Annotated in this window: 22 protein-coding genes; 6 read left to right on the forward strand and 16 right to left on the reverse strand. The window is 61.3% G+C overall.

The genetic code is table 11. From position 1 onward, the window contains the following. Positions 1 to 78: 78 nt before the first annotated feature. The 4 genes from ACB028_RS15645 to rpoE all read right to left on the reverse strand — a co-directional run bounded on the left by ACB028_RS15645 (position 79) and on the right by rpoE (position 2,850). The gene (locus tag ACB028_RS15645) at positions 79 to 540 is read right to left on the reverse strand and encodes a SoxR reducing system RseC family protein (RefSeq protein ID WP_371144747.1); all 462 of its coding nucleotides are present in this window, start codon (positions 538 to 540) and stop codon (positions 79 to 81) included. A 91-nt stretch (positions 541 to 631) separates the two neighbouring features. After that, positions 632 to 1,612, reverse strand: coding sequence for a MucB/RseB C-terminal domain-containing protein (locus tag ACB028_RS15650; protein ID WP_124239621.1), 981 nt, complete (start codon positions 1,610 to 1,612; stop codon positions 632 to 634). A 24-nt stretch (positions 1,613 to 1,636) separates the two neighbouring features. Then, on the reverse strand, positions 1,637 to 2,245 hold the full coding sequence (locus ACB028_RS15655; RefSeq protein WP_042028304.1) for an RseA family anti-sigma factor: 609 nt from the start codon (positions 2,243 to 2,245) through the stop codon (positions 1,637 to 1,639). A 23-nt stretch (positions 2,246 to 2,268) separates the two neighbouring features. Continuing rightward, positions 2,269 to 2,850: an RNA polymerase sigma factor RpoE gene (rpoE, locus tag ACB028_RS15660; RefSeq protein WP_042028302.1), complete on the reverse strand. Its 582-nt coding sequence runs from the start codon at positions 2,848 to 2,850 to the stop codon at positions 2,269 to 2,271. 182 nt (positions 2,851 to 3,032) lie between these two features. Between rpoE and nadB the strand changes: the two genes are divergently transcribed. Continuing rightward, a complete protein-coding gene (gene nadB / locus ACB028_RS15665) occupies positions 3,033 to 4,640 on the forward strand; it encodes an L-aspartate oxidase (RefSeq protein WP_371144674.1) in 1,608 nt (535 codons plus the stop codon). A gap of 143 nt (positions 4,641 to 4,783) precedes the next feature. On the opposite strand, the gene ACB028_RS15670 is transcribed toward nadB, so the two are convergent. Beyond that, a complete protein-coding gene (locus tag ACB028_RS15670) occupies positions 4,784 to 5,167 on the reverse strand; it encodes a protein YgfX (protein ID WP_371144675.1) in 384 nt (127 codons plus the stop codon). Positions 5,168 to 5,186: 19 nt separating this feature from the next. Continuing rightward, the gene (gene sdhE / locus ACB028_RS15675; RefSeq protein WP_042028298.1) at positions 5,187 to 5,456 is read right to left on the reverse strand and encodes an FAD assembly factor SdhE; all 270 of its coding nucleotides are present in this window, start codon (positions 5,454 to 5,456) and stop codon (positions 5,187 to 5,189) included. Between the two features lie 111 nt (positions 5,457 to 5,567). On the opposite strand from sdhE, the gene ygfZ reads away from it, so the two are divergent. Next, positions 5,568 to 6,476 carry a tRNA-modifying protein YgfZ gene (gene ygfZ, locus ACB028_RS15680; protein ID WP_371144676.1) on the forward strand — a complete coding sequence of 303 codons (909 nt, stop codon included), beginning with the start codon at positions 5,568 to 5,570 and terminating at the stop codon, positions 6,474 to 6,476. Between the two features lie 13 nt (positions 6,477 to 6,489). On the opposite strand, the gene ACB028_RS15685 is transcribed toward ygfZ, so the two are convergent. Continuing rightward, positions 6,490 to 7,371 carry a LysR family transcriptional regulator gene (locus tag ACB028_RS15685; RefSeq protein WP_201982111.1) on the reverse strand — a complete coding sequence of 294 codons (882 nt, stop codon included), beginning with the start codon at positions 7,369 to 7,371 and terminating at the stop codon, positions 6,490 to 6,492. A 136-nt stretch (positions 7,372 to 7,507) separates the two neighbouring features. Here ACB028_RS15685 and ACB028_RS15690 point away from each other — a divergent pair, with 136 nt between their 5' ends. Next, positions 7,508 to 7,945, forward strand: coding sequence for a PACE efflux transporter (locus ACB028_RS15690; protein ID WP_201942065.1), 438 nt, complete (start codon positions 7,508 to 7,510; stop codon positions 7,943 to 7,945). Between the two features lie 90 nt (positions 7,946 to 8,035). On the opposite strand, the gene ACB028_RS15695 is transcribed toward ACB028_RS15690, so the two are convergent. Next, positions 8,036 to 8,392, reverse strand: coding sequence for a hypothetical protein (locus ACB028_RS15695; protein ID WP_223379985.1), 357 nt, complete (start codon positions 8,390 to 8,392; stop codon positions 8,036 to 8,038). Positions 8,393 to 8,611: 219 nt separating this feature from the next. Between ACB028_RS15695 and cutA the strand changes: the two genes are divergently transcribed. The 3 genes from cutA to ACB028_RS15710 all read left to right on the forward strand — a co-directional run bounded on the left by cutA (position 8,612) and on the right by ACB028_RS15710 (position 11,238). Continuing rightward, a complete protein-coding gene (cutA, locus tag ACB028_RS15700) occupies positions 8,612 to 8,929 on the forward strand; it encodes a divalent-cation tolerance protein CutA (protein ID WP_371144677.1) in 318 nt (105 codons plus the stop codon). After that, a complete protein-coding gene (locus ACB028_RS15705) occupies positions 8,926 to 10,695 on the forward strand; it encodes a protein-disulfide reductase DsbD (protein ID WP_371144678.1) in 1,770 nt (589 codons plus the stop codon). Before cutA ends, ACB028_RS15705 begins: the two co-directional genes overlap by 4 nt. 129 nt (positions 10,696 to 10,824) lie before the next feature. Then, on the forward strand, positions 10,825 to 11,238 hold the full coding sequence (locus ACB028_RS15710) for a hypothetical protein (protein ID WP_224211108.1): 414 nt from the start codon (positions 10,825 to 10,827) through the stop codon (positions 11,236 to 11,238). A gap of 32 nt (positions 11,239 to 11,270) precedes the next feature. Here the strand turns inward: ACB028_RS15710 and ACB028_RS15715 are convergent, their stop codons facing one another. From ACB028_RS15715 to putA, 8 genes are all read right to left on the reverse strand, one after another. After that, the gene (locus ACB028_RS15715) at positions 11,271 to 12,575 is read right to left on the reverse strand and encodes an NAD(P)/FAD-dependent oxidoreductase (RefSeq protein WP_371144679.1); all 1,305 of its coding nucleotides are present in this window, start codon (positions 12,573 to 12,575) and stop codon (positions 11,271 to 11,273) included. A 159-nt stretch (positions 12,576 to 12,734) separates the two neighbouring features. After that, positions 12,735 to 13,814: a class II fructose-bisphosphate aldolase gene (fbaA, locus tag ACB028_RS15720; protein ID WP_201982134.1), complete on the reverse strand. Its 1,080-nt coding sequence runs from the start codon at positions 13,812 to 13,814 to the stop codon at positions 12,735 to 12,737. A 115-nt stretch (positions 13,815 to 13,929) separates the two neighbouring features. After that, on the reverse strand, positions 13,930 to 15,093 hold the full coding sequence (locus ACB028_RS15725) for a phosphoglycerate kinase (RefSeq protein ID WP_371144680.1): 1,164 nt from the start codon (positions 15,091 to 15,093) through the stop codon (positions 13,930 to 13,932). 61 nt (positions 15,094 to 15,154) lie between these two features. Beyond that, positions 15,155 to 16,165, reverse strand: coding sequence for an erythrose-4-phosphate dehydrogenase (gene epd / locus ACB028_RS15730; protein ID WP_026456220.1), 1,011 nt, complete (start codon positions 16,163 to 16,165; stop codon positions 15,155 to 15,157). A 58-nt stretch (positions 16,166 to 16,223) separates the two neighbouring features. Next, a complete protein-coding gene (locus ACB028_RS15735; RefSeq protein WP_342011083.1) occupies positions 16,224 to 17,153 on the reverse strand; it encodes an ROK family protein in 930 nt (309 codons plus the stop codon). 171 nt (positions 17,154 to 17,324) lie between these two features. Then, positions 17,325 to 18,392, reverse strand: coding sequence for a uroporphyrinogen decarboxylase (hemE, locus tag ACB028_RS15740; RefSeq protein WP_026455918.1), 1,068 nt, complete (start codon positions 18,390 to 18,392; stop codon positions 17,325 to 17,327). A 160-nt stretch (positions 18,393 to 18,552) separates the two neighbouring features. Beyond that, a complete protein-coding gene (gene nudC, locus ACB028_RS15745; protein WP_371144681.1) occupies positions 18,553 to 19,332 on the reverse strand; it encodes an NAD(+) diphosphatase in 780 nt (259 codons plus the stop codon). 187 nt (positions 19,333 to 19,519) lie between these two features. Continuing rightward, complete coding sequence (gene putA / locus ACB028_RS15750) at positions 19,520 to 22,684, reverse strand: bifunctional proline dehydrogenase/L-glutamate gamma-semialdehyde dehydrogenase PutA (protein ID WP_371144682.1); 3,165 nt, start codon at positions 22,682 to 22,684, stop codon at positions 19,520 to 19,522. Between the last annotated feature and the right edge of the window lie 246 nt (positions 22,685 to 22,930).

Below are 22,930 nucleotides of genomic sequence, written 5' to 3' on the forward strand. Positions count from 1 at the left end.
GGAGGCGCGATTTTACTGGATAACCCGGCTGACGGCCATTCTTTAGTCGCCAGCGCCCGTCAAATAGCACCCACCGGGTCAAGAGAGATTGCGGACAGGAACCACCACTCCGATCATCCGGGGACCGTAGCGCCCCTGATCTAGGCGGTTGGAAAAGTAACGAACCAGTAAAAAGCCGAGCACGCCCCCCAATACGCTGAAGAGAATGGTGATCCCCTCCCCCCCGGCGAGCAGCGGCGCCAGCCAGAGCTGGCCCAGCAGAGCCCCCGCCAACAGGCAGAAGAGCGGCAGCACATAGACCAGTGCGGCACCGCGCAGCAGGCTCTCCTGGGGGATACCGAGCCTGATTTGCTGGCCGACGCTTACCTCGGCAGTCAATCGCACCCGCAGACGCGGCGCCTTGAGGGGAAACGCCTTGGCAACCGTGCCGGTGCCACAGCTGGATTGTTGCTGGCAACCGCTGCAGGCGGAGCGCCGTTCGCACTCCACCCAGGCATGGTCGCCCTCAATGGCAACAACCGTCGCCAGCTCTTCACTCATCTCGTTCACGGCAACACCTCGGGCTTGCAAAGCACAGGATCTGAACACGCTTTGCCAGGTTCGGCAAGCGCCCTTCCCCTCTGTGCCAGCGTTATTGTACCGCTTCGTTGCGGGCCAGGGGCTGGACCGACTCGGCGATCCGCTTGGCCGTCTCGGCAGGCACTTCCCCCACGACGGTGATCTCGACCCCCACCTCGTTGACATAGCTCACCAGCGAAGTGGCTCCCTGGCGGATCAGCTGCTGGCGCACCGCCTGCTTGGGATCGACCCGGGCCACATAGACGGAGAGGTCCACCAGACCATCGGAGAGCATCATGTAGTCCACAGGCAGACTGGTGGTCACCAGCTGGTGTTTGTCGCGAGAGAGCACCTTGAAGCCATCCGGCAGCCAGGTGATCTGCCAGCTCAGCACCTGTTGTGGGGCAGGATAGGCATCTTCCAGCGCCAGCGCCTCCGGCAGCTTGCGCTTGGCTAGGGCAACCAGCCAGGGTGCCGGCTTGCTCTGCAGCTCCAGATCGACACCCAGCACCTGCTCGACCAGATTGCCTTCCCGCTCCACCATGTCGACCCGCAGCAACAGGTTGCTCTGCTCATCGATCCAGAGCACGAAGCCATACTTGTCTGCTTCTTTTGGCACCAGTCTGACGACCTGGGCCACCACACCAGCTACCCGGCTGCGACCGGCCAGCACGGCGTCATAGCTTTCCATCACCCGGGAAAGCGGCATCTTCACCAGGGTCGACCAGACGCCCGGGAAGCGTGCCCCCTTCAGGGTGTAGGGTTCATGACTGTTTTCAAAAAAGGTGAATTCATCCTGGCGCTGCAGATACTCGATGGCCTTGCCGTCGAGATAGCTGAGATGAGCGACCTCCTTGCCATCGATCACGGCATGACTGATGCGGATCGGCTCAAGGCGCCCCTGACGGGCTTTGACCATGGATAACTCGAAGTTTTGCTGCTGCACGGCACTCTGCATCTGCTGCAACAAGGCCTCGGCCGACTTATCGTCGGCCGAGGCCTTGGCACTGATCAGCAGGAGAGAGGCCAGCAAAATACGGCTGGACTGGCGCACGTTGTTGGTATCCCTGACGACTCGTTATTGTTGAATTTGCCTGTCTTGCAGCAGACGTTGCTGCAACTGGTGGTCACGCAGGAAGGCGTTGATCCGTTCCCGCTGCTCCTGCATCTGCTGCTCGGTCAACCCTTGCTGGCGATTGCGGTTACCCTCTTGCGGATAGTGCACGCTGACCGGGGCCGCGCTGCCACCGATAGGGATGGTATTGAGCACAGGGTTGGTCGGCACGCCGTCCTGTCCCTGATACTGCTGTACCCCGAAGATGACCGCCGCGGCGACCGATGCCGCAATGGCGTATTGGCCAAGTTGCTGGCCGATACGGCGGAACAGCGGCACCACATTGGAATCTGTCTTGGCTGGTTCCATTTCCGGTTGTGCCTGAGGCGCAACCGGTTTGGCCTCGACCGGCTTGGGTGCCAGTACGGTGGGCTCATCTTCCAGTGCGGCCATGATGCTGTCGCTGAGATCCAGCTGCAGATTGACCGGCAGGTCCCCCCGCATGGCATCGCCGATCAGGTGGTAACGACCCCAGGTATCTTGCAAGTCGGAGTCCAGCTCCAGCTCGTTCAGTACTTGTGCGTCACTCAGGTCACCATCCATCAGGGCAGAGATTTGCTCTTTATTTGCCATAAGTTAAACCCGTCTTTCCCCAGTTAGTTCTCGATCAGAGGTTGCAGCTTTTTGTCGATTGCTTCCCTCGCCCGGAAGATACGGGATCTGACCGTACCCACAGGGCAATCCATGATTTCGGCAATCTCTTCGTAGCTCAGCCCTTCCAGTTCACGAAGGGTGATCGCTGTCCTCAGGTCTTCCGGCAAGGCCTCTATGGCGGCAAACACGGTGCGCTTGATCTCGTCGGTCAGCGCCAGGTTTTCAGGGGTTGAGACCTCTTGCAAGGCTTCACCACCACCATAGGACTCTGCTTCGTCAGCCTCCACATCACTGCTGGGCGGCCTGCGCCCCTGGGAGGTCAGATAATTCTTCGCCGTGTTGACGGCAATTCGGTACAACCAGGTATAGAAAGCACTCTCACCACGGAATGTCGGCAAAGCCCGGTAGGCTTTGATAAAGGCCTCTTGCGCCACATCGGGCACATCTCCGGGATTGTTGACATACCTGGCCACCAGGTTGACCACCTTGTGCTGGTATTTTTTTACCAACAGGTTGAACGCTGCTTTGTCGCCACGCTGGACACGTTCAACCAGCTGTTCGTCCAGTAGATTCTGGTCGCTCATTGGAGCCGTAAAACCCCCATCAGGTTATCGTTTTTCTTTTCCGGCCCTTCCTAAGCGCACAAGTTCAGACAGGGAGAATCAGAGAAAGTTCGCTTGCATTGAAAAAAATGTGATGCAGGCTGCATACACGCCCCCGCTTGGGCTACCATGGTGCCAGTTCTTAATCCAGGCCAATGATACTTATGAAAGCAAGTGTTGAATACCTTTGCGACGTACTGATCATTGGCAGCGGTGCCGCCGGTCTGTCTCTCGCATTGCGATTGGCGGACCAGGCCAAAGTCCTGGTTCTGAGCAAGGGGCCCATCAGTGAGGGGGCCACTTTCTATGCGCAAGGAGGCATCGCTGCCGTGTTCGACGAGACCGACAGCATCGAATCCCACGTGAGCGACACGCTCAATGCCGGGGCAGGATTGTGCGACCCGGCCGCGGTCGAGTTCACCGCCCGCAACGCCCGCAACTCCATTCAGTGGCTGATCCAGCAGGGGGTCCCTTTCGATCAGGAAGAAGACTCCGAGGGCGAATCCCACTATCACCTGACCCGCGAAGGGGGCCACAGCCATCGCCGCATTTTCCACGCGGCCGATGCCACCGGCAAGGCAGTGCAACTGACCCTGATCGATCAGGTTCGCGCCCACCCCAACATCCAGTTGATGGAGCGCTTCAACGCGGTCGACCTCATCACCACCCGCAAGCTGGGTCTGCCGGGCAACCGGATCCTCGGCGCCTATGTCTGGAATCGCAACGCCGAGCAAGTCGAAGTTGTTCGCGCCCGCTTCGTGGCGCTGGCAACCGGTGGCGCCTCCAAGGTGTACCAGTACACCTCCAACCCGGACGTCAGCTCCGGGGACGGCATCGCCATGGCATGGCGCGCCGGTTGCCGGGTGGCCAACCTGGAGTTCAACCAGTTCCACCCCACCAGCCTGTTCCACCCCGACGATCCAAACTTCCTGCTGACCGAAGCCCTGCGCGGCGAAGGCGCTTATCTGCGCCGCCCCGACGGCAGTCGCTTCATGCCGGAATTTGACGAGCGTGCCGAGCTGGCACCGCGGGATATCGTCGCCCGTGCCATCGACCACGAGATGAAACGCCTCGGTGCCGACTGCATGTATCTGGACATCAGCCACAAGCCGGCGGAGTTCATCATCAAGCACTTCCCGACCATCCATGAGCGCTGCCTCGCGGTCGGCATCGACATCACCAAAGAGCCCATGCCCATCGTGCCCGCAGCTCACTACACCTGTGGTGGGGTGATGATCGACAACAACGGCCAGACCGACATTCCTGGCCTCTACGCCATCGGCGAGGTGACCTACACCGGGCTGCACGGCGCCAACCGGATGGCCTCCAACTCCCTGCTCGAATGCGTGGTCTATGCCCATCAGGCGGGGGCCGACATCCTGGCCAAGCTGCCGATGAGCGTGGAGCCGCCCCGTCTGCCGGTGTGGGACGAGAGCAAGGTGGAAGATTCGGATGAGCTGGTGGTGATCCAGCACAACTGGCACGAGCTGCGGCTGATGATGTGGGACTACGTGGGGATAGTGCGTACCAACAAACGTCTGGCCCGTGCCAAGCGCCGCATCGACCTGCTCAAGCAAGAGGTGCAGGAGTACTACGCCAACTTCCGCGTCTCCAACAACCTGCTGGAGCTGCGCAACCTGCTGCAAGTGGCCGAGCTCATCGTCAACTGCGCCCTGCAACGCAAAGAGTCCCGCGGCCTGCACTACAACCTGGACTATCCGGACATGCTGCCGGATCCCAAGCCCACCGTACTGACCCCGGAGCGGGATTGAGCCCGGCCTGGCAAATGCCCATCCGTGACCCCGCTTAAGGCGGGGTCACTCTTTTTTGGCAAAGCGACAAGCAGAAAACAACATCATCACGGACTGCCAACCTGACAATGAGGCTGCGACAGCGGCGAATGAAAGTGCGGCATTCAACGTCCGCTATCAGACGACAGGAAATGGATAGCCCGGGCCAACAGGCGATAGTGTGCGGGGGGAAGCGAGTCGGAGCAGAGCCACAGGGTACGAGGAGCACCTTGCTCGGGCAGAAGAGAGAGCCTCAGCACCCCGGGCAGAGTGCGACTCCCGGGGCCCAGCTGATAGCGGGCGCCTTGCCACGACAGCCAGCGGCCATCCCACTCCAGTACATAGTCATGGCGGGGCAGCGCACGCAAACCCAGCACCAGAGCGGCCAGCCAGCAGGGAATAAACAGGGCCCAACGCCAACCATCGATCAACATGGCCACAGGCCATAGCAACAACAGAAAGAGCGCCAGCAGCCAGATCCGCTGATGGCGGGAGGGGTGAACCGTCATGCTCACCCGCGCCACCGGATCAGCCCTGGCGGTCGTGACGGGCCTGGTTGCGCTCCAGGATCATCGGGATCATGGCGGCAAAGGCGGGGTCTTCGGGGATACCATGACCCATGCACCACTTGAACAGGTCCGGGTCATCGCACTCCAGCAGGCGGATAAAGGTCTGCTGATCGGCCTCGCTCAGGGTGTCGAATTCGTGTTCAAAAAAGGGCATAAAGATCACATCCAGCTCGAGCATGCCACGACGGCAGGCCCACTTCAGGCGGGATTTTTCAACTGGGCTCAACATGGAACTCTCCTTACAAAGACCGTGGGATGGTACCAGCTGGATTTTCCGGCTGACAAACATTAGTTACGTCTTTACCATGCAGCTCACATACTTTCTCTCTGGGATACCATCGTGAGCCTGCAACCACCTGTTTTTCCTGCCGAGCCGACCCGCTTTGCCCTGACCAAGATCGCCATCACCCGCATCGCCGGCCAGGATCGCGTCAAATACCTGCAAGGTCAGGTCACCTGTGACGTCAATGCCCTGCAACCGGGACAAAATACCCTGGGTGGCCACTGCGATCCCAAGGGCAAGCTGTGGAGCAATTTCCGCCTGCTCTGTCTCGAAGAGAGCCTGCTGATGCTGACGACCCCCTCCGTGCTGGAGCGCCAGCTGCCGGAGCTGAAGAAATTCGCCGTTTTCTCCAAGGTGGAGATCGCCGCCGACGAGCGCCACGCCACCGGGATTGCCGGCATCGGCAGCGACGCCTGGATCGCCGATCACTTTGGCCTGGTCCAAAGCGGGCTGGTCGACGGCGGCATGGCGGTGAAAATTGAGCAGGATCGCTGGCTGCTGGTGAGCGACCAGCAAGCCGATACCCTGCCGGCGGGCGACGAATCCCTCTGGTGGGGGCTCGAGATCAAGGCGGGTCTGCCGCACATGGAAGCGGTGCATCAGGGGGAGTTCATTCCGCAGATGCTCAACCTGCAGGCCCTCGATGGCATCTGCTTTACCAAGGGTTGCTACATGGGTCAGGAGACGGTGGCGCGCGCCAAGTATCGCGGCGCCAACAATCGTGCCCTGTTCCTGCTGGCGGGTGTTGCCAGCGAGCCTGTGGCCAGTGGTGATACGCTGGAAATCCGGCTCGGTGACAACTGGCGTCGCAGCGGTATGGTGCTCAACGCCTGGCAACAGGATGGTCAGGTGTGGCTCACCGCTGTGCTGCCCAAAGACACCGAGGCCGACGCCCTGTTCCGTCTCAAGCAGGATGAGAGCGCCAGCCTCACCCTGCAGCCACTGCCCTACTCCCTCGCCGACTGACCCGCAATCCGGACTAACGAGGCACGCGCGCCAGCAGTGCCTCCTTCAGCCAGCGCCCCGCCTGCCCAAGTGGGCGGGCGCGGTGCCACTGCAGCTCCAGCACCAGTTCATGCCTGGCGATAAAGTCGGGGTTGAGCACCACCACCTCCTTGCGCGCCAGGGGCCTGTCCAGCAAGAACTCGGGCACCACGCCCCATCCTAGCCCGCGCTTGACCAGCTCCAGCACGCCGAGATCTCCCTCGACCCACCACACCTGAGAGGCAATGCGAAAGCGCTGACGCTCGGGGCCATCCCGCCGCCCGGTGGCAATCAGCTGGCGCGCCCCCTGCAGATCGACCTCTTGCACCAGCACCCTGTGCGCCAGCGGATGATCCGGCGAGACCACCAGCGGCATGGCCACTTCCCCCAGAGTACGGGTGACTATCTCCCGCTGGGGAACAGCCTGCTGGTAACTGATGCCAAGCTGGGCGCGGCCGCTGACCAGCATGTCGGTCACATCCTCCATCAAGGGAAAGAGCAGCTCCAGCTCGACAGCCGGGTAACGGCGGGCAAACTCTTCCAGCAAAGCGCCCAGCCAGGGGAGATGGGAGTCATCGTCAATGGCCAGGGTCAGCCGTGACTCCACCCCTGCCGCCAGCTCGCCGGCGATGGCCTGCAGGCGCTCCCCCTGCGCCAACAGTATGCTCGCCTCCTGCACCATACGAACCCCGGCCGCCGTCAGCCGGGGATAACGGCCGGTGCGGTCGAACAGGGTCAACCCCAGATCGATCTCCAGATTGGCGATGGCAGTGCTCACCACCGACTGCGCCTTGCCCAGCTTGCGCGCCGCCGCCGAAAACGAGCCGGCCTCGGCGGCGGCCAGCAGTATATTGAGTTGTTCCAGTGACGGCCCCATCCCGGAATTCCTGTTTGCTTATGATACTTGTCGACCAACCTATCTGATTTGCAGATAGATAGTAACGTGAATACATCAATTTTTATCGATAGATTGGCCCGATATTCGTGAATGAACCTGATTGAGAGAGTGATTTATGCGAACCCGTAACGATCGCCTGCGCCATGCCATCGGCTTTGAATTGATTGGCCTGCTGATTGCCGCCCCGTTGGCGAGCTGGGTCACCGGAGTCGGGCTCAACCACATGGGGCCACTGGCACTGTTCTTTTCGGTGCTCGCCACCGTCTGGAACTATGTCTACAACATCGGCGTCGACAAGCTGCTGATGAAGTATCAGGGCCACACCCACAAGAGCCTGTGGCAACGGATCGTGCATACCTTCGGTTTCGAGGGGGGGCTACTGACCGTCGCCCTGCCGGTGATGTCCTGGTGGCTGGACATCAGCCTGCTGGAGGCGCTGGTGCTGGATCTGGGCTTCGTAGCCTTCTATCTGGTCTACGCCTTCGCCTACAACTGGGGCTATGACAAGGTATTCCCCATCCCCCAACCGATGCCGCAGAAGGCGCTGGGCTAATCGGCAAGGCCTCCAAAAAAACAGGGCACCATCATGATCGCAATGATGGTGCCTGAGAGAACAAAAGCGGCTAGCGGGGAGAGAGAAACGTCAGGCTTGAGCCTTGAGCTCAGCACCCTCTTCATCGGTGGCATCAGCCTCTTCGGGTTGAGCCTGGGCTAATTGCAGGGCTTCCAGCTCGCTTTGGTATTCACCAAGCATCTGCTGGGCCACCGCCATATCCCCTTTGTGCTTGCGCTCGAACAGATGGTGCTGCACCACGCCATTGAGATAATCCACCGTGATGGGCTGCTCCAGGAAGCTCTGCAGCCCCTCTTTTTCCAGCTCGGCATTGATTTCATCGGCAGTGGTACGCAGCAGACCGGCGAGTTGAACCAACATGCGGCGCTCACCTTCGCGCAGCAGGCTCAACATGCGGTTTCTCTGCTGCTCATTCTGTTGGGTCATACATTTCCTTACGTCTAATGGGAACAAGCTCGCTCATTCTGCCCTGTCCCCATGGCAGCGTCTATCTCATGACCCCCACAAATTTTTGGCGCAGGTTCACAAATGGCGACAGATGATATTAAGGGCGGCTCTGGGGTATAGTAACCGCTGATTTTCGGGGCATTTCATTAACAAAAATGTCCCCGCCGGTTTACCCCACCGAGGTGAAGATCCCCCTTTATGACTGACGCCATTGTGGTGCTCTGCACCTGCCCAGACCAACCCAGTGCCGACCTTGTCTGCGAACAGCTGCTGACCCGGCGACTGGCCGCCTGCATCAACCAGCTGCCGGGCGTGACCTCTGTCTATCGCTGGCAAGGCAAGGTGGAACAAGCCACCGAGATCCAGCTCATCATCAAATCCCGGATGCCGCTCTTTGCCGAGCTGCAACAGTGTATCCTCACCCACCACCCCTACGAGGTGCCCGAGTTGCTGGCGCTGCCGGTCAGTGCGGGTCTACCCGCCTATCTCGACTGGCTGAAGGAGGAGACCCCATGAGTCGCGCTCGCCTGCGCTACCTGCTGCCCGCCCTGTTCACCCTGCTGCTGGGCCTGTTGTTCACCCCTGTCCAGGCAAGCAGTGATCTGCTGGGGAGCCTGGGCATTCAGGCCAGTGCCAAGCCCGCCTTCCTGAAAGTCGACGAGGCATTCACCCTGGAGAGCGAGCAGCAGGGCAACCGGCTGCTGCTGCGACTTCGCATCGCCGATGATTACTATATTTATCGCCACAGCCTGCACTTTCAGGGCAACGACCTCACCTTCAGCGAGCCCGTCCTGCCCGAGGGAACCGAACACGAAGACGACTTCTTCGGCAAGACCCGGGTCTATTACCAGGAGGTGGAGATACCCGTCACCCTGACCGAGGCAGGGCAACAAGCGAGCCTCAAAATCAGCTACCAGGGCTGCACCGTGGGGCTCTGTTACCCGCCGACCACCAAGGTGGTCGAGGTGCAGTCGCTGATGGCCACGTCGGGTGATAACGAGGCGGCGCCGACTGCACCGTCCAGCCAACAGGATAAACTGGCCGCCGCCCTCGGCAGCCAGGGCTTCTGGCTCAGCATCGCCGCCTTCTTTGCGCTGGGGCTGGGGCTCGCCTTCACCCCCTGCGTCTTCCCCATGTACCCCATCCTGACCGGCATCATCGCCGGTGCCGGCCATCGTCTCTCCACCCGCCGCGCCTTCCTGCTCTCCTTCGTCTATGTCCAGGGGATGGCGCTCACCTACACCCTGCTCGGGCTGGTGGTGGCCTCGGCGGGGCTGCAATTCCAGGCGGCGCTGCAGCACCCCTATGTGCTGATCGGCCTCTCGGTGATGTTCGTGCTGCTGGCTCTCTCCATGTTCGGGCTCTACACCCTGCAGCTGCCGAGCAGCTTGCAGACGCGCCTCTCCGGCCTCTCCAACCGCCAGCAGGGCGGCTCGGTGGCCGGGGTCGCCATCATGGGGATGATCTCGGGGCTGGTCTGCTCCCCCTGCACCACGGCACCGCTCTCCGGCGCCCTGATTTACGTGGCCCAGAGCGGCGATCTCTGGCTCGGCGGCGCGGCGCTCTACGCCCTGTCGCTGGGGATGGGGCTGCCGCTGCTGCTGCTCGGCACCTCGGGCGGCAAGCTGCTGCCCAAGGCCGGCGCCTGGATGGATGTGATCAAACAACTCTTTGGTTTTGCGCTGCTGGCGGTGCCCATCCTGCTGCTGTCACGGCTCTGGAGCGAGCAGGCTACCACCCTGGCCTGGCTCGGCTGGGGGTTGGCGCTGTGCGCCTACTTCTATCACCACAACCAGCATCAGCCCCACTCCATCGGTAAGAGCCTGCGCGGTTTTGTGCTGCTGCTGGCGATGATCAGTGCCGTGGTGGTGGGAAAGGATCTGCTGCTGCCTCCCTCCGGCGCCCAGACCAGTGCCGAAACCCGGGCGCCGCAGTTTATTCGCATCAAGACCCAGGATGATCTCAAGACCCAGCTCGCAGCCGCCCGCGGCAAACCGGTGCTGCTCGACCTTTATGCCGACTGGTGCGTCGCCTGCAAGGAGTTCGAGCACAAGACCTTCAGCGATCCCGATGTGCGCGAGCGCTTTGCCGACATGGTGCTGTTGCAGGCGGATGTCACTGCCAATGACGACGCCGATGTCGAGCTGCTCAACGGCCTCAATGTGCTGGGCTTGCCCACCCTGATCTTCTTCGATCGCGCCGGCAATGAACTCACGGGGCAAAGAGTCACCGGCTTTATGGGCCCGGCCGAGTTTCTGGCTCAGCTCGACAAGCTGCCATAGATGGGAATTGGCCTGGCGCACCGCTGGGCCATCCCCACTGTTACTCGCTGATTTTTCTGGCAATCCCTTGTATATGAGCGACACCGTGGCAAAATTTGCCCTCCATTGTTTCGCCCGTCCGGAGTTTTGATGAAAAAGTGGTTCATCCCCCTGCTGGCCCTCTGGCTCTATGGCTGCAGCGCGGGCCCCGGTGAAGAGGTGATCCGCCAGCAGGTCAGTGACAAGCTGATGGCGGAAACGGACGCCAGCCTGTTCGAGATCAGCGACTTCGCCATCCTGGACAAGGAGGAACGCATGGAAGGCGTCTATCTGGTCAAGGTCAGCTACCAGCTCCACTTCAAGCAGGGGCTGGCTCAACTGCAGGTGCTGCACGACGAGGATCTGGTCTACGACAAGGTCGGTCCCTTCCAGCAAGAGATGGGACTGATGGAGCTGGAGCGCAAATATGGCGAGTTCGAGGCTGGCCAGGTGCTGCCCCAGCAAGCCGAAGTGTGGATGATGAAGACGGAGCAGGGCTGGCGGCTGGCCGAGCCCGCCCACTAATCCTGCTCAGGAGCATGCCCGCCCCGCCTGCGCTATAGTAAATCCTTCATCCGGTGCCACAGCATCCCGAGCGCCAGCAGCGGGGAGCGCAGGGCAGGGCCACCGGGGAAGGTGATATGGGGCACGCTGGCAAACAGCTCGAAACCCCGACTCTCCCCCCGAATAGCCTCCGCCACCAACTTGCCCGCCATGTGAGTGGCATTGACCCCATGCCCCGAATAAGCCTGGGCGTAGAAGACATTGGGATGCTGCTTGAGGCGGCCGATTTGCGGCAAGCGGTTAGCGCCTATGCCTATCATCCCCCCCCACTGGAACTCGATGGCAGTCCCGACCAGTTCGGGGAATACCCGCAACAGCTTGGGCAGCATAAAGGCTTTTATATCGCGAGGATCACGGCCGGAATAGTTGCAGGCACCGCCAAACAGCAGGCGGCCGTCGGCGGAGAGGCGGTAGTAGTCGAGTGCCACGTTCTGATCGCACACCGCCATGTTCTGCGGTAGCAAGCGCTGGCGCAGCCGCTTCTCCAGCACCTCGGTGGCGAGGATGTAGGAACCTGCCGGCAGCACCTTGCCCCCGAGTTCCGGATTGAGTTCGTTGAGATAGGCGTTGCACCCTATCACCAGATAGTCGCTGCTCACCCGACCGTGGGCCGTGGTCACCTCCACCCGCTTGCCGTAGTCGATGTGGGTTACCCTGGATTGCTCGAACAGGGCGACGCCCAGCCCCTGGGCGGCGCGCGCCTCGCCAAGGGCCAGGTTGAGGGGGTGAAGGTGCCCTGACCCCATGTCGATGAGGCCACCGATGTAGCGATCCGAGCCCACGACCGTGTGGATCTCCTCGCGCGGCACCAGCCTCACCTCATGCTCGTAGCCCAAGCTCGCCAGATGTTCGAGCTCTTCCTCGAAACCGGCCAGATGGCGCTGACGGGTAGCGAGATCGCAATAGCCCCAGGTGAGATCGCAGTCGATGCCAAAACGCGCAACTCGCTCGCGCACCAGTTGCACCGCCTCCAATCCCATCAGATCCAGCTCACGCACGCCTTCTTCACCAATCCAGCGGGCAAACTGGCTGGTGTCGTGGCCAATGCCGCGAATGAGTTGGCCGCCGTTGCGCCCGGACGCGCCCCAGCCGATGCGGTTGGCCTCCAGCAGTATCACCTTGTAGCCGGCATCAGCCAGGTTGATGGCGGTATTGAGGCCGGTAAAGCCACCGCCAATGACACAGACATCCGCCTGATGTTCACCGGCCAGCTCGGGCCACTCCTGCGAGTCGTTGCGAGTCGCGGCGTAATAGGAGGCCGCGTGTTCCTGATGTGCGTTGTGCTTTCCTGCCTGCATGCTCAGCATCCTGCCTTGGTTGCAAATTGTTTAATAAAATAAGCAGATTTGTTTCGATAATACCCAGCTCACTCACTGCAAACCAGTCGCACCGGATCACAGAAATGCAAAAGGCGCCCCGAAGGGCGCCTTTTCATGCAATCAAGGTACGGTAACGAATTACAGTACGTCGATGGCGTTCAGGTCGGAGAAAGCCTGTTCCAGACGCTTGATCATGGAAGTCTGACCGGCACGCAGCCATACGCGCGGATCGTAGAACTTCTTGTTCGGCTTGTCGGCACCTTCCGGGTTGCCCAGCTGACCTTGCAGGTAGGCTTCGTTGGTCTTGTAGAAGTCCAGAATGCCTTCCCAGGTCGCCCACTGGGTGTCGGTGTCGATGTTCATCTTCACGACGCCGTAGGAGATGGATTCGCGGATCTCTTCCAGAGTGGAACCTGAGCCACCGTGGAATACGAAGTCCAGGGACTTGGCCGGAATACCGAACTTCTCGGAAACGTACTTCTGGGACGCATCCAGGATGGACGGGGTCAGCTTGACGTTACCCGGCTTGTATACACCGTGTACGTTGCCGAAGGAGGCAGCGATGGTGAAACGCGGGCTGATCTTGGACAGACGCTCGTAGGCGTAGGCCACGTCTTCCGGCTGGGTGTACAGAGCGGACTGATCCATGTGGCTGTTGTCGACGCCGTCTTCTTCGCCACCGGTGCAACCCAGTTCCAGCTCCAGAGTCATGTTCATCTTGGCCATGCGGGTCAGGTACTCGCAGCAGATGTCGATGTTCTCTTCCAGAGACTCTTCGGACAGATCCAGCATGTGGGAGGAGAACAGCGGCTTGCCGGTCTCGGCGAAGTGCTTCTCACCGGCGTCCAGCAGGCCGTCGATCCACGGCAGCAGCTTCTTGGCAGCGTGGTCGGTGTGCAGGATCACGGGAACACCGTAGGCTTCGGCAACGGCGTGAACGTGCTTGGCACCGGAGATGGCACCCAGGATGGCAGCTTGCTGGCCTTCCAGCTTCAGACCCTTGCCGGCAGTGAACACGGCACCACCGTTGGAGAACTGCACGATGACCGGGGCTTTCACCTTGGCAGCCGCTTCCAGCACGGCGTTGACGGAGTCGGTACCGACGCAGTTGACGGCCGGCAGAGCGAAGCCGTTTTCCTTGGCGATGGCGAACACTTTCTGAACGTCATCACCAGTGATCACGCCGGGTTTTACGAAGTCGAAAATTTTCTTAGACATGTTTAATCGTCCTGTCTCGTATGCCGTTAATAAAAAGTGGGGGGTTCATCATGAACCGGCACAGCGGCCACATGATAAACGAAACGGGAGGCTTTTGCCCCCCGTCCCGGGTCAATTAGGCTTTGGCGCGCTGTTCCAGAATCGCGACAGCCGGCAGTACCTTGCCTTCTACGAACTCCAGGAAGGCGCCGCCGCCGGTGGAGATGTAGGAGACCTTGTCGGCGATGCCGAACTTGTCGATGGCGGCCAGGGTGTCACCACCGCCAGCGATGGAGAAGGCCGGGGAAGCGGCGATGGCTTCGGCGATCACCTTGGTGCCTTCGGCGAACTGATCGAACTCGAACACGCCGACCGGGCCGTTCCACAGGATGGTCTTGGCGTTCATGATGATGTCGGCCAGGGCCTTGGCGGAATCCGGGCCGATGTCGAAGATCATGTCACCGTCGGTCACGTCGGACACGGACTTGATGGTGGCCGGGGTGGACTCGGAGAACTCGGCACCGACAACCACGTCGGTGGTCACCGGGATGTTGGTTTCGGCAGCCAGTTTCTTGGCGGTGTCGATCAGGTCGTGCTCGCACAGAGACTTGCCGACGTTGTGACCGGCAGCAGCGATGAAGGTGTTGGCGATGCCACCACCGACCACCAGCTGGTCAGCAATTTTGGAGAGGGATTCCAGCACGGTCAGCTTGGTGGAGACCTTGGAGCCGCCAACGATGGCAACCATGGGGCGCTCGGGCTTCAGCATGGCTTTGCCCAGGGCTTCCAGTTCACCGGCCAGCAGGGGGCCTGCACAGGCGATCGGGGCAAACTGGGCGACACCATAGGTGGAACCTTCGGCGCGGTGAGCAGTACCGAATGCATCCATTACGAAGACGTCACACAGAGCGGCATACTTCTTGGCCAGCTCTTCGGCGTTCTTCTTCTCGCCCTTGTTGAAGCGGCAGTTTTCCAGCACAACCAGCTCACCGGCAGCGACTTCCACGCCATCCAGGTAATCCTTGGCCAGGCGAACCGGGCAGGACAGAGCGTCTTTCAGATAGTTGACAACCGGCAGCAGGGAGAACTCTTCGTTGTACTCGCCTTCGGTCGGACGACCCAGGTGGGAGGTGATCATCAACTTGGCGCCCTTTTCCAGAGCCAGCTTGATGGTCGGCAGGGTAGCGACGATACGTGCATCGGAGGTGACCTTGCCGTCTTTTACCGGCACGTTCAGGTCAGCACGGATCAGAACGCGTTTGCCCGCCAGATCCAGGTCAGTCATCTTGATAACAGACATATTCAGTCCTCTATATTTTCCAGGTAATGTTAAAAACAGTAACCTTTCGCCCGGGGCAGGCTCAGCCTGCAACCATCATGGCCCGGGTAGTATCCAGCATCCGATTCGCGAAGCCCCATTCGTTATCGCACCACATCAACATCTTGACGAGGTTGGCATCGCTCACCCGGGTCTGGGTACCATCAATGATGCAGGAGTGTGCATCATGATTAAAGTCTACGGAGACCAGCGGTTCTTCCGTGTAATCCAGAATACCTTGTAATGTACCTCTGGATGCCCGTTGCAGGGCTTGATTTACGTCACTAACTGTCACTTTTTTACGAACAGTAATACTCAGATCCATCGCTGTTACATTGATGGTCGGTACCCGTACCGCGATCGCCTCGAACTTGCCGGCGAAGTGGGGCAGGATACGCTCCAACCCCTTGGCCAGCTTGGTATCCACCGGGATGATGGACTGGCTGGCGGCGCGAGTTCGGCGCAAGTCGCCATGGTAGGCATCGATCACTTGCTGGTCATGCATGGCCGAATGAATTGTCGTAATAGTACCACAATTTATTTCGAATTCTCGATGCAATGTTTCTATGACGGGGACCACGCAGTTGGTGGTACAGGAGGCGTTCGAGACGATCCGCTCACGTCCGGTCAGCACCTGGTGATTGACCCCGTAGACGATGGTGGCATCCACATCCGCATCGGCCGGATGGGAGAAGAGTACCTTGCTCGCCCCCGCCGCCAGATGCAGCTCGGCATCGGCGCGCGATCCGAACACCCCGGTGCAGTCCAGCACCACATCAACCCCCAGCGCCCGCCACGGCAATCTGGACGGGTCTTTCTCGGCAAACAGGGAGATGAGGTCTTCGCCTACCTGCATGCTGTTGCCCGCCAGTTGCACCGGATAACGGAAGCGACCGTGGCTGGTGTCAAAGCGGGTCAGGTGCACCATGGCCTCCGGCGCCGCCAGTTCGTTGATGGCGACGATCTTGATGGTCTTGTCGCGCCCGCTTTCATAGAGGGCCCGCAACACGTTGCGACCGATCCGTCCGTAACCATTGATGGCAATCTTGATCATCTGGGATGCATTCCTTACCAGCAAAAAGGGGTGACCCTTGGGCCACCCGACACCCGGCTCACGACAGCAGGGCATCCTTGAATTCACCGCGCGCCAGCAAGGCCGCGCCAAATACCCCGGCGCTGTCGCCAAGGGCTGGTGCAATAATGGGGGCCCGGAAGCGGGGATTAAAGAGGAAGGGCAAAATTGTCTCCCGCCCGGCGCGATAGAGGCTCTGCACATTGCCCACCCCGCCACCGATGACGATGACATCCGGATCCAGAATGTTGACCACGTTGGCCAGCGCCTGGCCAAACAGCAGGTGCAGCCGGTCGATGGTGAGCTTGGCCACATGATCGTGGGCGCTAGCTGCCGCAATCTGGGCGAGCGAGAGGCGGCGCTTGGCCTTGGCTTCGTACCAGGCCTCCAGCGCCGGGCCGCTGATCAGGGTCTCGACGCAGCCGCGCTTGCCGCAGTAGCACTCGGGGCCATCGGGTGAGAGCACGTTGTGGCCCCACTCACCGGCGATGCCGTGGTGGCCGTTGAGGATGCGGCCATTGATGACAATGCCCGAACCCACGCCGGTGCCCATGATGATACCGAACACCACTTTCGCATCCGGATGATGCTGGCGCACCGCCCCGAGATGGGTTTCCGCCAGGGCGAAGCAGTTGGCGTCGTTGGCGATGAGTACGGGTACACCGAGCCTGCGCTCCAGATCTTCCTTGAACGGCTTGTCGTTGAGCTCGGTCGTATTGCAGTTCTTCATCAGGCCGGTTTGCGGATCCCGCGCTCCCGGGGTGCCCATGCCGATGATGGCCGGGCGCTGGCCGAGTTTGGCGGCGCACTCCTCTACCAGTTTGGCGATCTGGCCGATCATATGCTCATAACCGCCCTGGCGCTCGGTGGGGATGCGATGACGCAGCAGCACCTCGTCCCCCTCCAGCACCACGCACTCGCACTTGGTACCGCCCAGATCGATACCCCAATCCAATACTCGTTTGCTCATCCAGCCTCCAGCCATGACCAGGGAAACCTGTCTGGGAAACGAGACTCATGCCCGCTCCCATCGTTGTTCCCACAAGGGATGCAGTGTAACCCGAGCGACAACCGGGATGCAGCCCCGCCACCAACGAAACGGGGCCCCAAGGCCCCGTCGTCACGATAAAACGCGCCGCTATCAGCGCTTGTGGTATTGAGCCGAGAGCTCGTGTACCGCGTTGACGAACACGCCCGCATGCTCCGGGTTCACATCCTGATGGATGCCGTGGCCCAGGTTGAAGACGTGGCCATTGCCATGACCGAAACCGGCCAGGATGGAGGCGACCTCTTCGCGGATGCGCTCGGGAGAGGCGTAGAGCATGGAAGGGTCCATGTTGCCCTGCAGCGCTACCTTGTCGCCGACCCGACGCTTGGCGTCCGCGATGTCGGTGGTCCAGTCCAGCCCCAGCGCATCACAACCGGTGGCGGCGATCTGCTCCAGCCACTGGCCGCCGTTCTTGGTGAACAGGGTGACCGGCACGCGGCGACCGTCGTGCTCGCGGATCAGGCCATCGACGATCTTGTGCATGTACTGCAGGGAGAAGTCGCGATAATCGCGCGGGGTGAGCACGCCGCCCCAGGTGTCGAACACCATGACCGCCTGGGCACCCGCCTTGATCTGGGCATTCAGATAGGCGATCACGCTGTCGGCCAGCTTGTCGAGCAGCAGATGCAGGGTCTGCGGCTCTGCGTACATCATCTGCTTGATCTTGGTGAATGCCTTGGAGCTGCCCCCCTCCACCATATAGGTAGCCAGGGTCCAGGGGCTGCCGGAGAAGCCAATCAGCGGCACCTCACCCTTGAGCTCGCGGCGGATGGTGCGCACCGCGTTCATCACGTAGCCAAGCTCGTCTTCCGGATCCGGCACCGGCAGCGCCTGCACGTCGGCCATGGAGGTGATGGGACGCTCGAAACGCGGGCCTTCCCCCTGTTCGAAATAGAGACCCAGCCCCATGGCGTCGGGCACGGTGAGGATGTCGGAGAAGAGGATGGCGGCATCAAGCGGATAGCGGCGCAGCGGCTGCAAGGTGACTTCACAGGCCAGCTCGGCATTGCGGCACAGGGACATAAAATCCCCCGCCTGGGCGCGGGTCGCCTTGTATTCCGGCAGATAACGGCCTGCCTGGCGCATCATCCATACCGGGGTCATGTCCACTTCCTGGCGCAGCAGGGCACGCAGGTAACGATCGTTCTTCAGCTCTTTCATCCCAGTTCCTGAATTCATATCACGCATAAAATGGCGGCCATGATATCACTTTGCCCGCCGGAACGGACTGCCCAATGGGTGGCAAATCCAGGGCCGGTTGCAAAGATGTGAAGGGACGCAAACAAGCGTCCCTTTTACAACGAGGAAATAACGACTCGCCTCAGGCCTCGCCCGCCAGGCAAAGCTCGATGAGTCGCCGCGCTATGGTGCCGTGGGGAGGCAGCCTTGGCAGACAGTCAGCTTCGAAGAAGTCGGCGGCCACCAGCTCCTCGTCCTGTATCCGGATCTCGCCGCTCTCGTAGTCGGCGGTGAAGCCCATCATCAGGCTGTGGGGAAAAGGCCAGGGCTGGCTGGCCACATAGCGCACGTTGCGCACCCGGATGCCGCTCTCCTCGAACACCTCCCGCGCTACGCACTGCTCAAGGTTCTCCCCCGCCTCCACAAAGCCCGCCAGCACGGTATACATGGGATCCTCGACCTGATGGTGACGGCGATGGGCAGCCAACAAAATGGCCGGCCCCTTGCGCACCGCCACGATAATGCAGGGGGAGATGCGCGGATAGACGATGTGACCATGGTGACACACCTGGGCCCACTCCCCCGCCTTGGGCGCCATGGGGGCACCACACTCGCCACAGAAGCGGTGGGTGCGGCGAAAGGTCGCGAGCTGCCAGGCGCGCCCCGCCAGATGAAAACCCGCCTCATCCCCCGCCACCATCAGCTGGCGCAGGGGGGTCATAAGAGACGCCTCGGCCTCCTCCCCCAGATCCAGCAGATAGCAGGGCAGCCCCTCCCACTCGTCGAAACGCTCAAATGACTTGGCGTGCAAAAACGCGGGCAACTGGCTCAACGCCCCCTGCGGAATATGGCCCTGCTCGTCGAGCAGCACCAGATGATCGCCCCCCAGTACGAACCAGCGGGCCTGTTCGGTCAATGACATAAGCATCCAGGCTCTGTATAGCAAAGGTGCGCTCGGCACCGGTCGAGGCTCTCATCTTACGACCAGCGCGAAAAGATGACGACCCCCATGCAGCTAGCGCGACTCTCCGGTACGAGCCACCCCGAAATAACAAGGTCGCCCGCAGGCGACCTTGGTGTTATCTCGTTTTCACCAGAAAGACTCGATGTCAGGCATCCCCCATCGCCAGCAGGGAGGCGTTGCCCCCCACCGCCGTGGTATTGATGGTACGGGTCTTCTCGGTGACAAAGCGGCTCAGATAGTGGGGACCACCTGCCTTGGGACCGGTGCCGGAGAGGCCCTGGCCACCGAACGGCTGCACCCCGACCATGGCGCCGATCTGGTTGCGGTTGATGTAGACGTTGCCTACGTTGATGCGGCTCGCCAGCTCTTCGGCGTGGGATTCGTTGCGACTGTGAATGCCCAGCGTCAGGCCGTAGCCGGTACCGTTGATGTCGCTGATCACCTGCTCCAGATCCCGCGCGGCATAGCGCACCACGTGCAGGATGGGGCCGAACTGCTCGCGCTCCAGCTCTTTGATGGAGCGGATCTCGAGCGCGGTCGGCTGGACGAAGTGTCCCTCCTGGGTCGCCTTCGGCATGGGGGCCTGGGCGATCAGGCGGCTTTTCGGGATCATCCTGGCCAGGTGCAGATCCAACCCCGCCTTGGCCTCGGCGTCAATGACCGGGCCCACGTCGGTGTTGTGCTCGGCCGGGTTGCCGACCTTGAGCTCCTGCATGGCACCGGTGAGGATCTCCAGCACCCGATCGGCGATCTCCTCTTGCAGGAACAGCACCCGCAGGGCGGAGCAGCGCTGGCCGGCGCTCTGGAAGGCGGCGCTGACCACGTCGCGCACCACCTGCTCCGGCAGGGCGGTGGAGTCGACGATCATGGCGTTCTGGCCACCGGTCTCGGCAATCAGCGGCAGGATGGCGCCGTCACGATTGGCCAGAGTCTGGTTGATGAGCTTGGCGGTCTCGGTGGAACCGGTGAAGCAGACGCCGCCGATGCGGGGATCCGCTGTCAGCTTGGCGCCCACCGTGGCACCGTCGCCCGGCAGCAGCTGCAGCACGTCACCCGGGATGCCAGCCTGATGGGCCAGGGTCACCGCCAGATGGGCGATGAGGCCGGTCTGCTCAGCCGGTTTGGCGATGACGGTGTTGCCGGTGGCGAGCGCCGCCGCGACTTGCCCCAGGAAGATGGCCAGCGGGAAGTTCCACGGACTGATGCAGACAAACACACCGCGCCCTTGCAGGAGCAGCTCGTTCTGCTCGCCGGTGTAGCCGGGCAGCAGGGTCGCCTGACCCATCATGCTGCGAGCCTGCACCGCGTAGTAGCGACAGAAATCCACCGCCTCGCGGACCTCGTCGATGCCGTCCTGAAGCAGCTTGCCCGCCTCACGGGTACAGAGCGAAATAAACTGGCTACGGTTCGCTTCCAAAAGATCTGCCAGCTTTTCCAGCGCGGCAGCACGCTCGGAGACCGGCGTCTCGCGCCAGCGCGGGAAGGCTGCATGGGCAGAGGCCAGCGCCTGCTCCACCGCCTGCTCATCGGCCCAATGGATCTTGCCGACGGTCAGACTCACGTCCTGCGGGCTCACCACCACGCGGGCTTCATTACGCTTGAGGGTCTCGCCATCGACGATGGGGCCGGCCAGCCACTGCTTGCTCTCCAGCTCCTTGAGCCCGGCGAAGAAGGGGCGCTGGATGGAGACGATGTTCATGTTCACGCCACTGGAGTTCTTGCGATCACTAAACAGGTTCACCGGCTGCGGGATGCGGTCGTTGGCAAAGCTCGAGTAGCGCTTGAGGGTACGCAGCGGGTGCTCGGCCAGACTGTCCACCGGGGTGTTGGGATCCACCAGCTTGTGCACAAACGAAGTGTTGGCGCCGTTTTCCAGCAGACGGCGCACCAGGTAGGGCAGCAGATCCTTGTGGGCGCCGACCGGTGCATAAATGCGGCAGTGCAGGCCCGGGTTGTCATTGAGCACGGCGTTGTGCAGCTCCTCCCCCATGCCGTGCAGGCGCTGGAATTCGAACTGGCGATCGCCGGCCATCTCCAGAATGCTGACCACGGTATTGGCGTTGTGGGTGGCAAACTGGGGCGCGATGAAACCGCGGGTCGGCTCGCTCAGCAGGTAGCGGGCACAGGCGAGGTAGGAGATGTCGGTACCGGCCTTGCGGGTAAACAGCGGGTAGCCGGGCAGACCGGCCTGCTGAGCATATTTCAGCTCGCTGTCCCAGTAGGCCCCCTTCACCAGACGTACCGGAATGATATCCCCCTGCTCGCGGGCCAGGGCGGTGAGCCAGCACAAGACCGGCAGGGCACGCTTGGAGTAGGCCTGCACCACCATGCCGAGCTTGCCCCAGCCACGGTTCGCCTCGGAGCGGTAGAGCTGCTCGAACAGATCCAGCGACAACTCGAGGCGGTCCATCTCCTCGGCGTCGATGCTGATGGCCACGTCCTTATCGCGGGCCAGACGCACCAGCCCCACCAGCCGCTCGCACATCTCGCCGAGCACCCGCTCGCGGTTGGCCACGTCATAGCGCGGATGCAGCGCCGAGAGCTTGATGGAGATGGAGGGAGCCGGGCCGCCGTCGCTGATCCGCTCGCCGCCCACCGCCTCGATGGCGTTGTGGTAGTCGGCCAGATACTTGTCGGCGTCCTGCATGGTCAGCGCCGATTCACCCAGCATGTCGTAGGTGTGGGTGTAACCCAGCTCGCGGGACTTGCGGCTCGCCTTGAGAGCCTCCTTCATATCGCGACCCAGCACGAACTGCTTGCCCATGATCTTCATGGCGGCGTACATGGCAGAGCGCACCACGGGTTCGCCCAGCTTGTTGACCATCCGCCCCAGCAGGTTGGCCGGATTGCCGTCGAGCTTCTTGTCGAGCTTGATGATCTTGCCGGTCAGCATCAGGCCCCAGGTCGAGGCGTTGACCAGGGTGGAGTCGCTCTTGCGAAAATGAGAGGACCAGTTGGCGCCGGAAAGCTTGTCCTTGATCAGGGCGTCTGCGGTCTGGGCATCGGGGATGCGCAGCAGCGCCTCGGCCAGACACATCAGGATGATCCCCTCTTGGGTATCCAGGCTGTACTCCTGCAGGAAGGCGTCGATACCGTCGCCGGAACCGCTCTCCTTGCGCACCTTGGTCACCAGGGTGCGAGCCCGCTGGGTTACCTGTTCCAGCGAAGCGCCATCTCCCGGCAGCATGGCGGCAAGCTCTGCCAGATAGGCATTTTCATCCACCACATAGTTCTGGGTGATGGCTTCGCGCAGGGCGGCCAGATCGGAGGGAATATAGTCAGCTGCAAGCACTTGAGTCGCTTTGAACATATGGGGTCTTCCTGTACGCCCTAGGGCTGATATCGACGAAGGCGGCCGTGCCGCCGAAACGCCGATAATGTATACAATATTGCACCCTATATGAAATAAATTTGTTGCCTTGTTTTAACAAAAATCGCTGGCATGGGAGTTTTATGGCTATCTCAGGGTGAAAATGCCCTTTTCAGGCCAGCTTCACATCTTGTTTTGTATACAATTCCTCTCTCCCTTTATGCCCCCTCCAGCCCTGCGTCAAAC

Source organism: Aeromonas sp. S9(2024) (assembly GCF_041403185.1).
Lineage (GTDB): Bacteria > Pseudomonadota > Gammaproteobacteria > Enterobacterales > Aeromonadaceae > Aeromonas > Aeromonas enteropelogenes.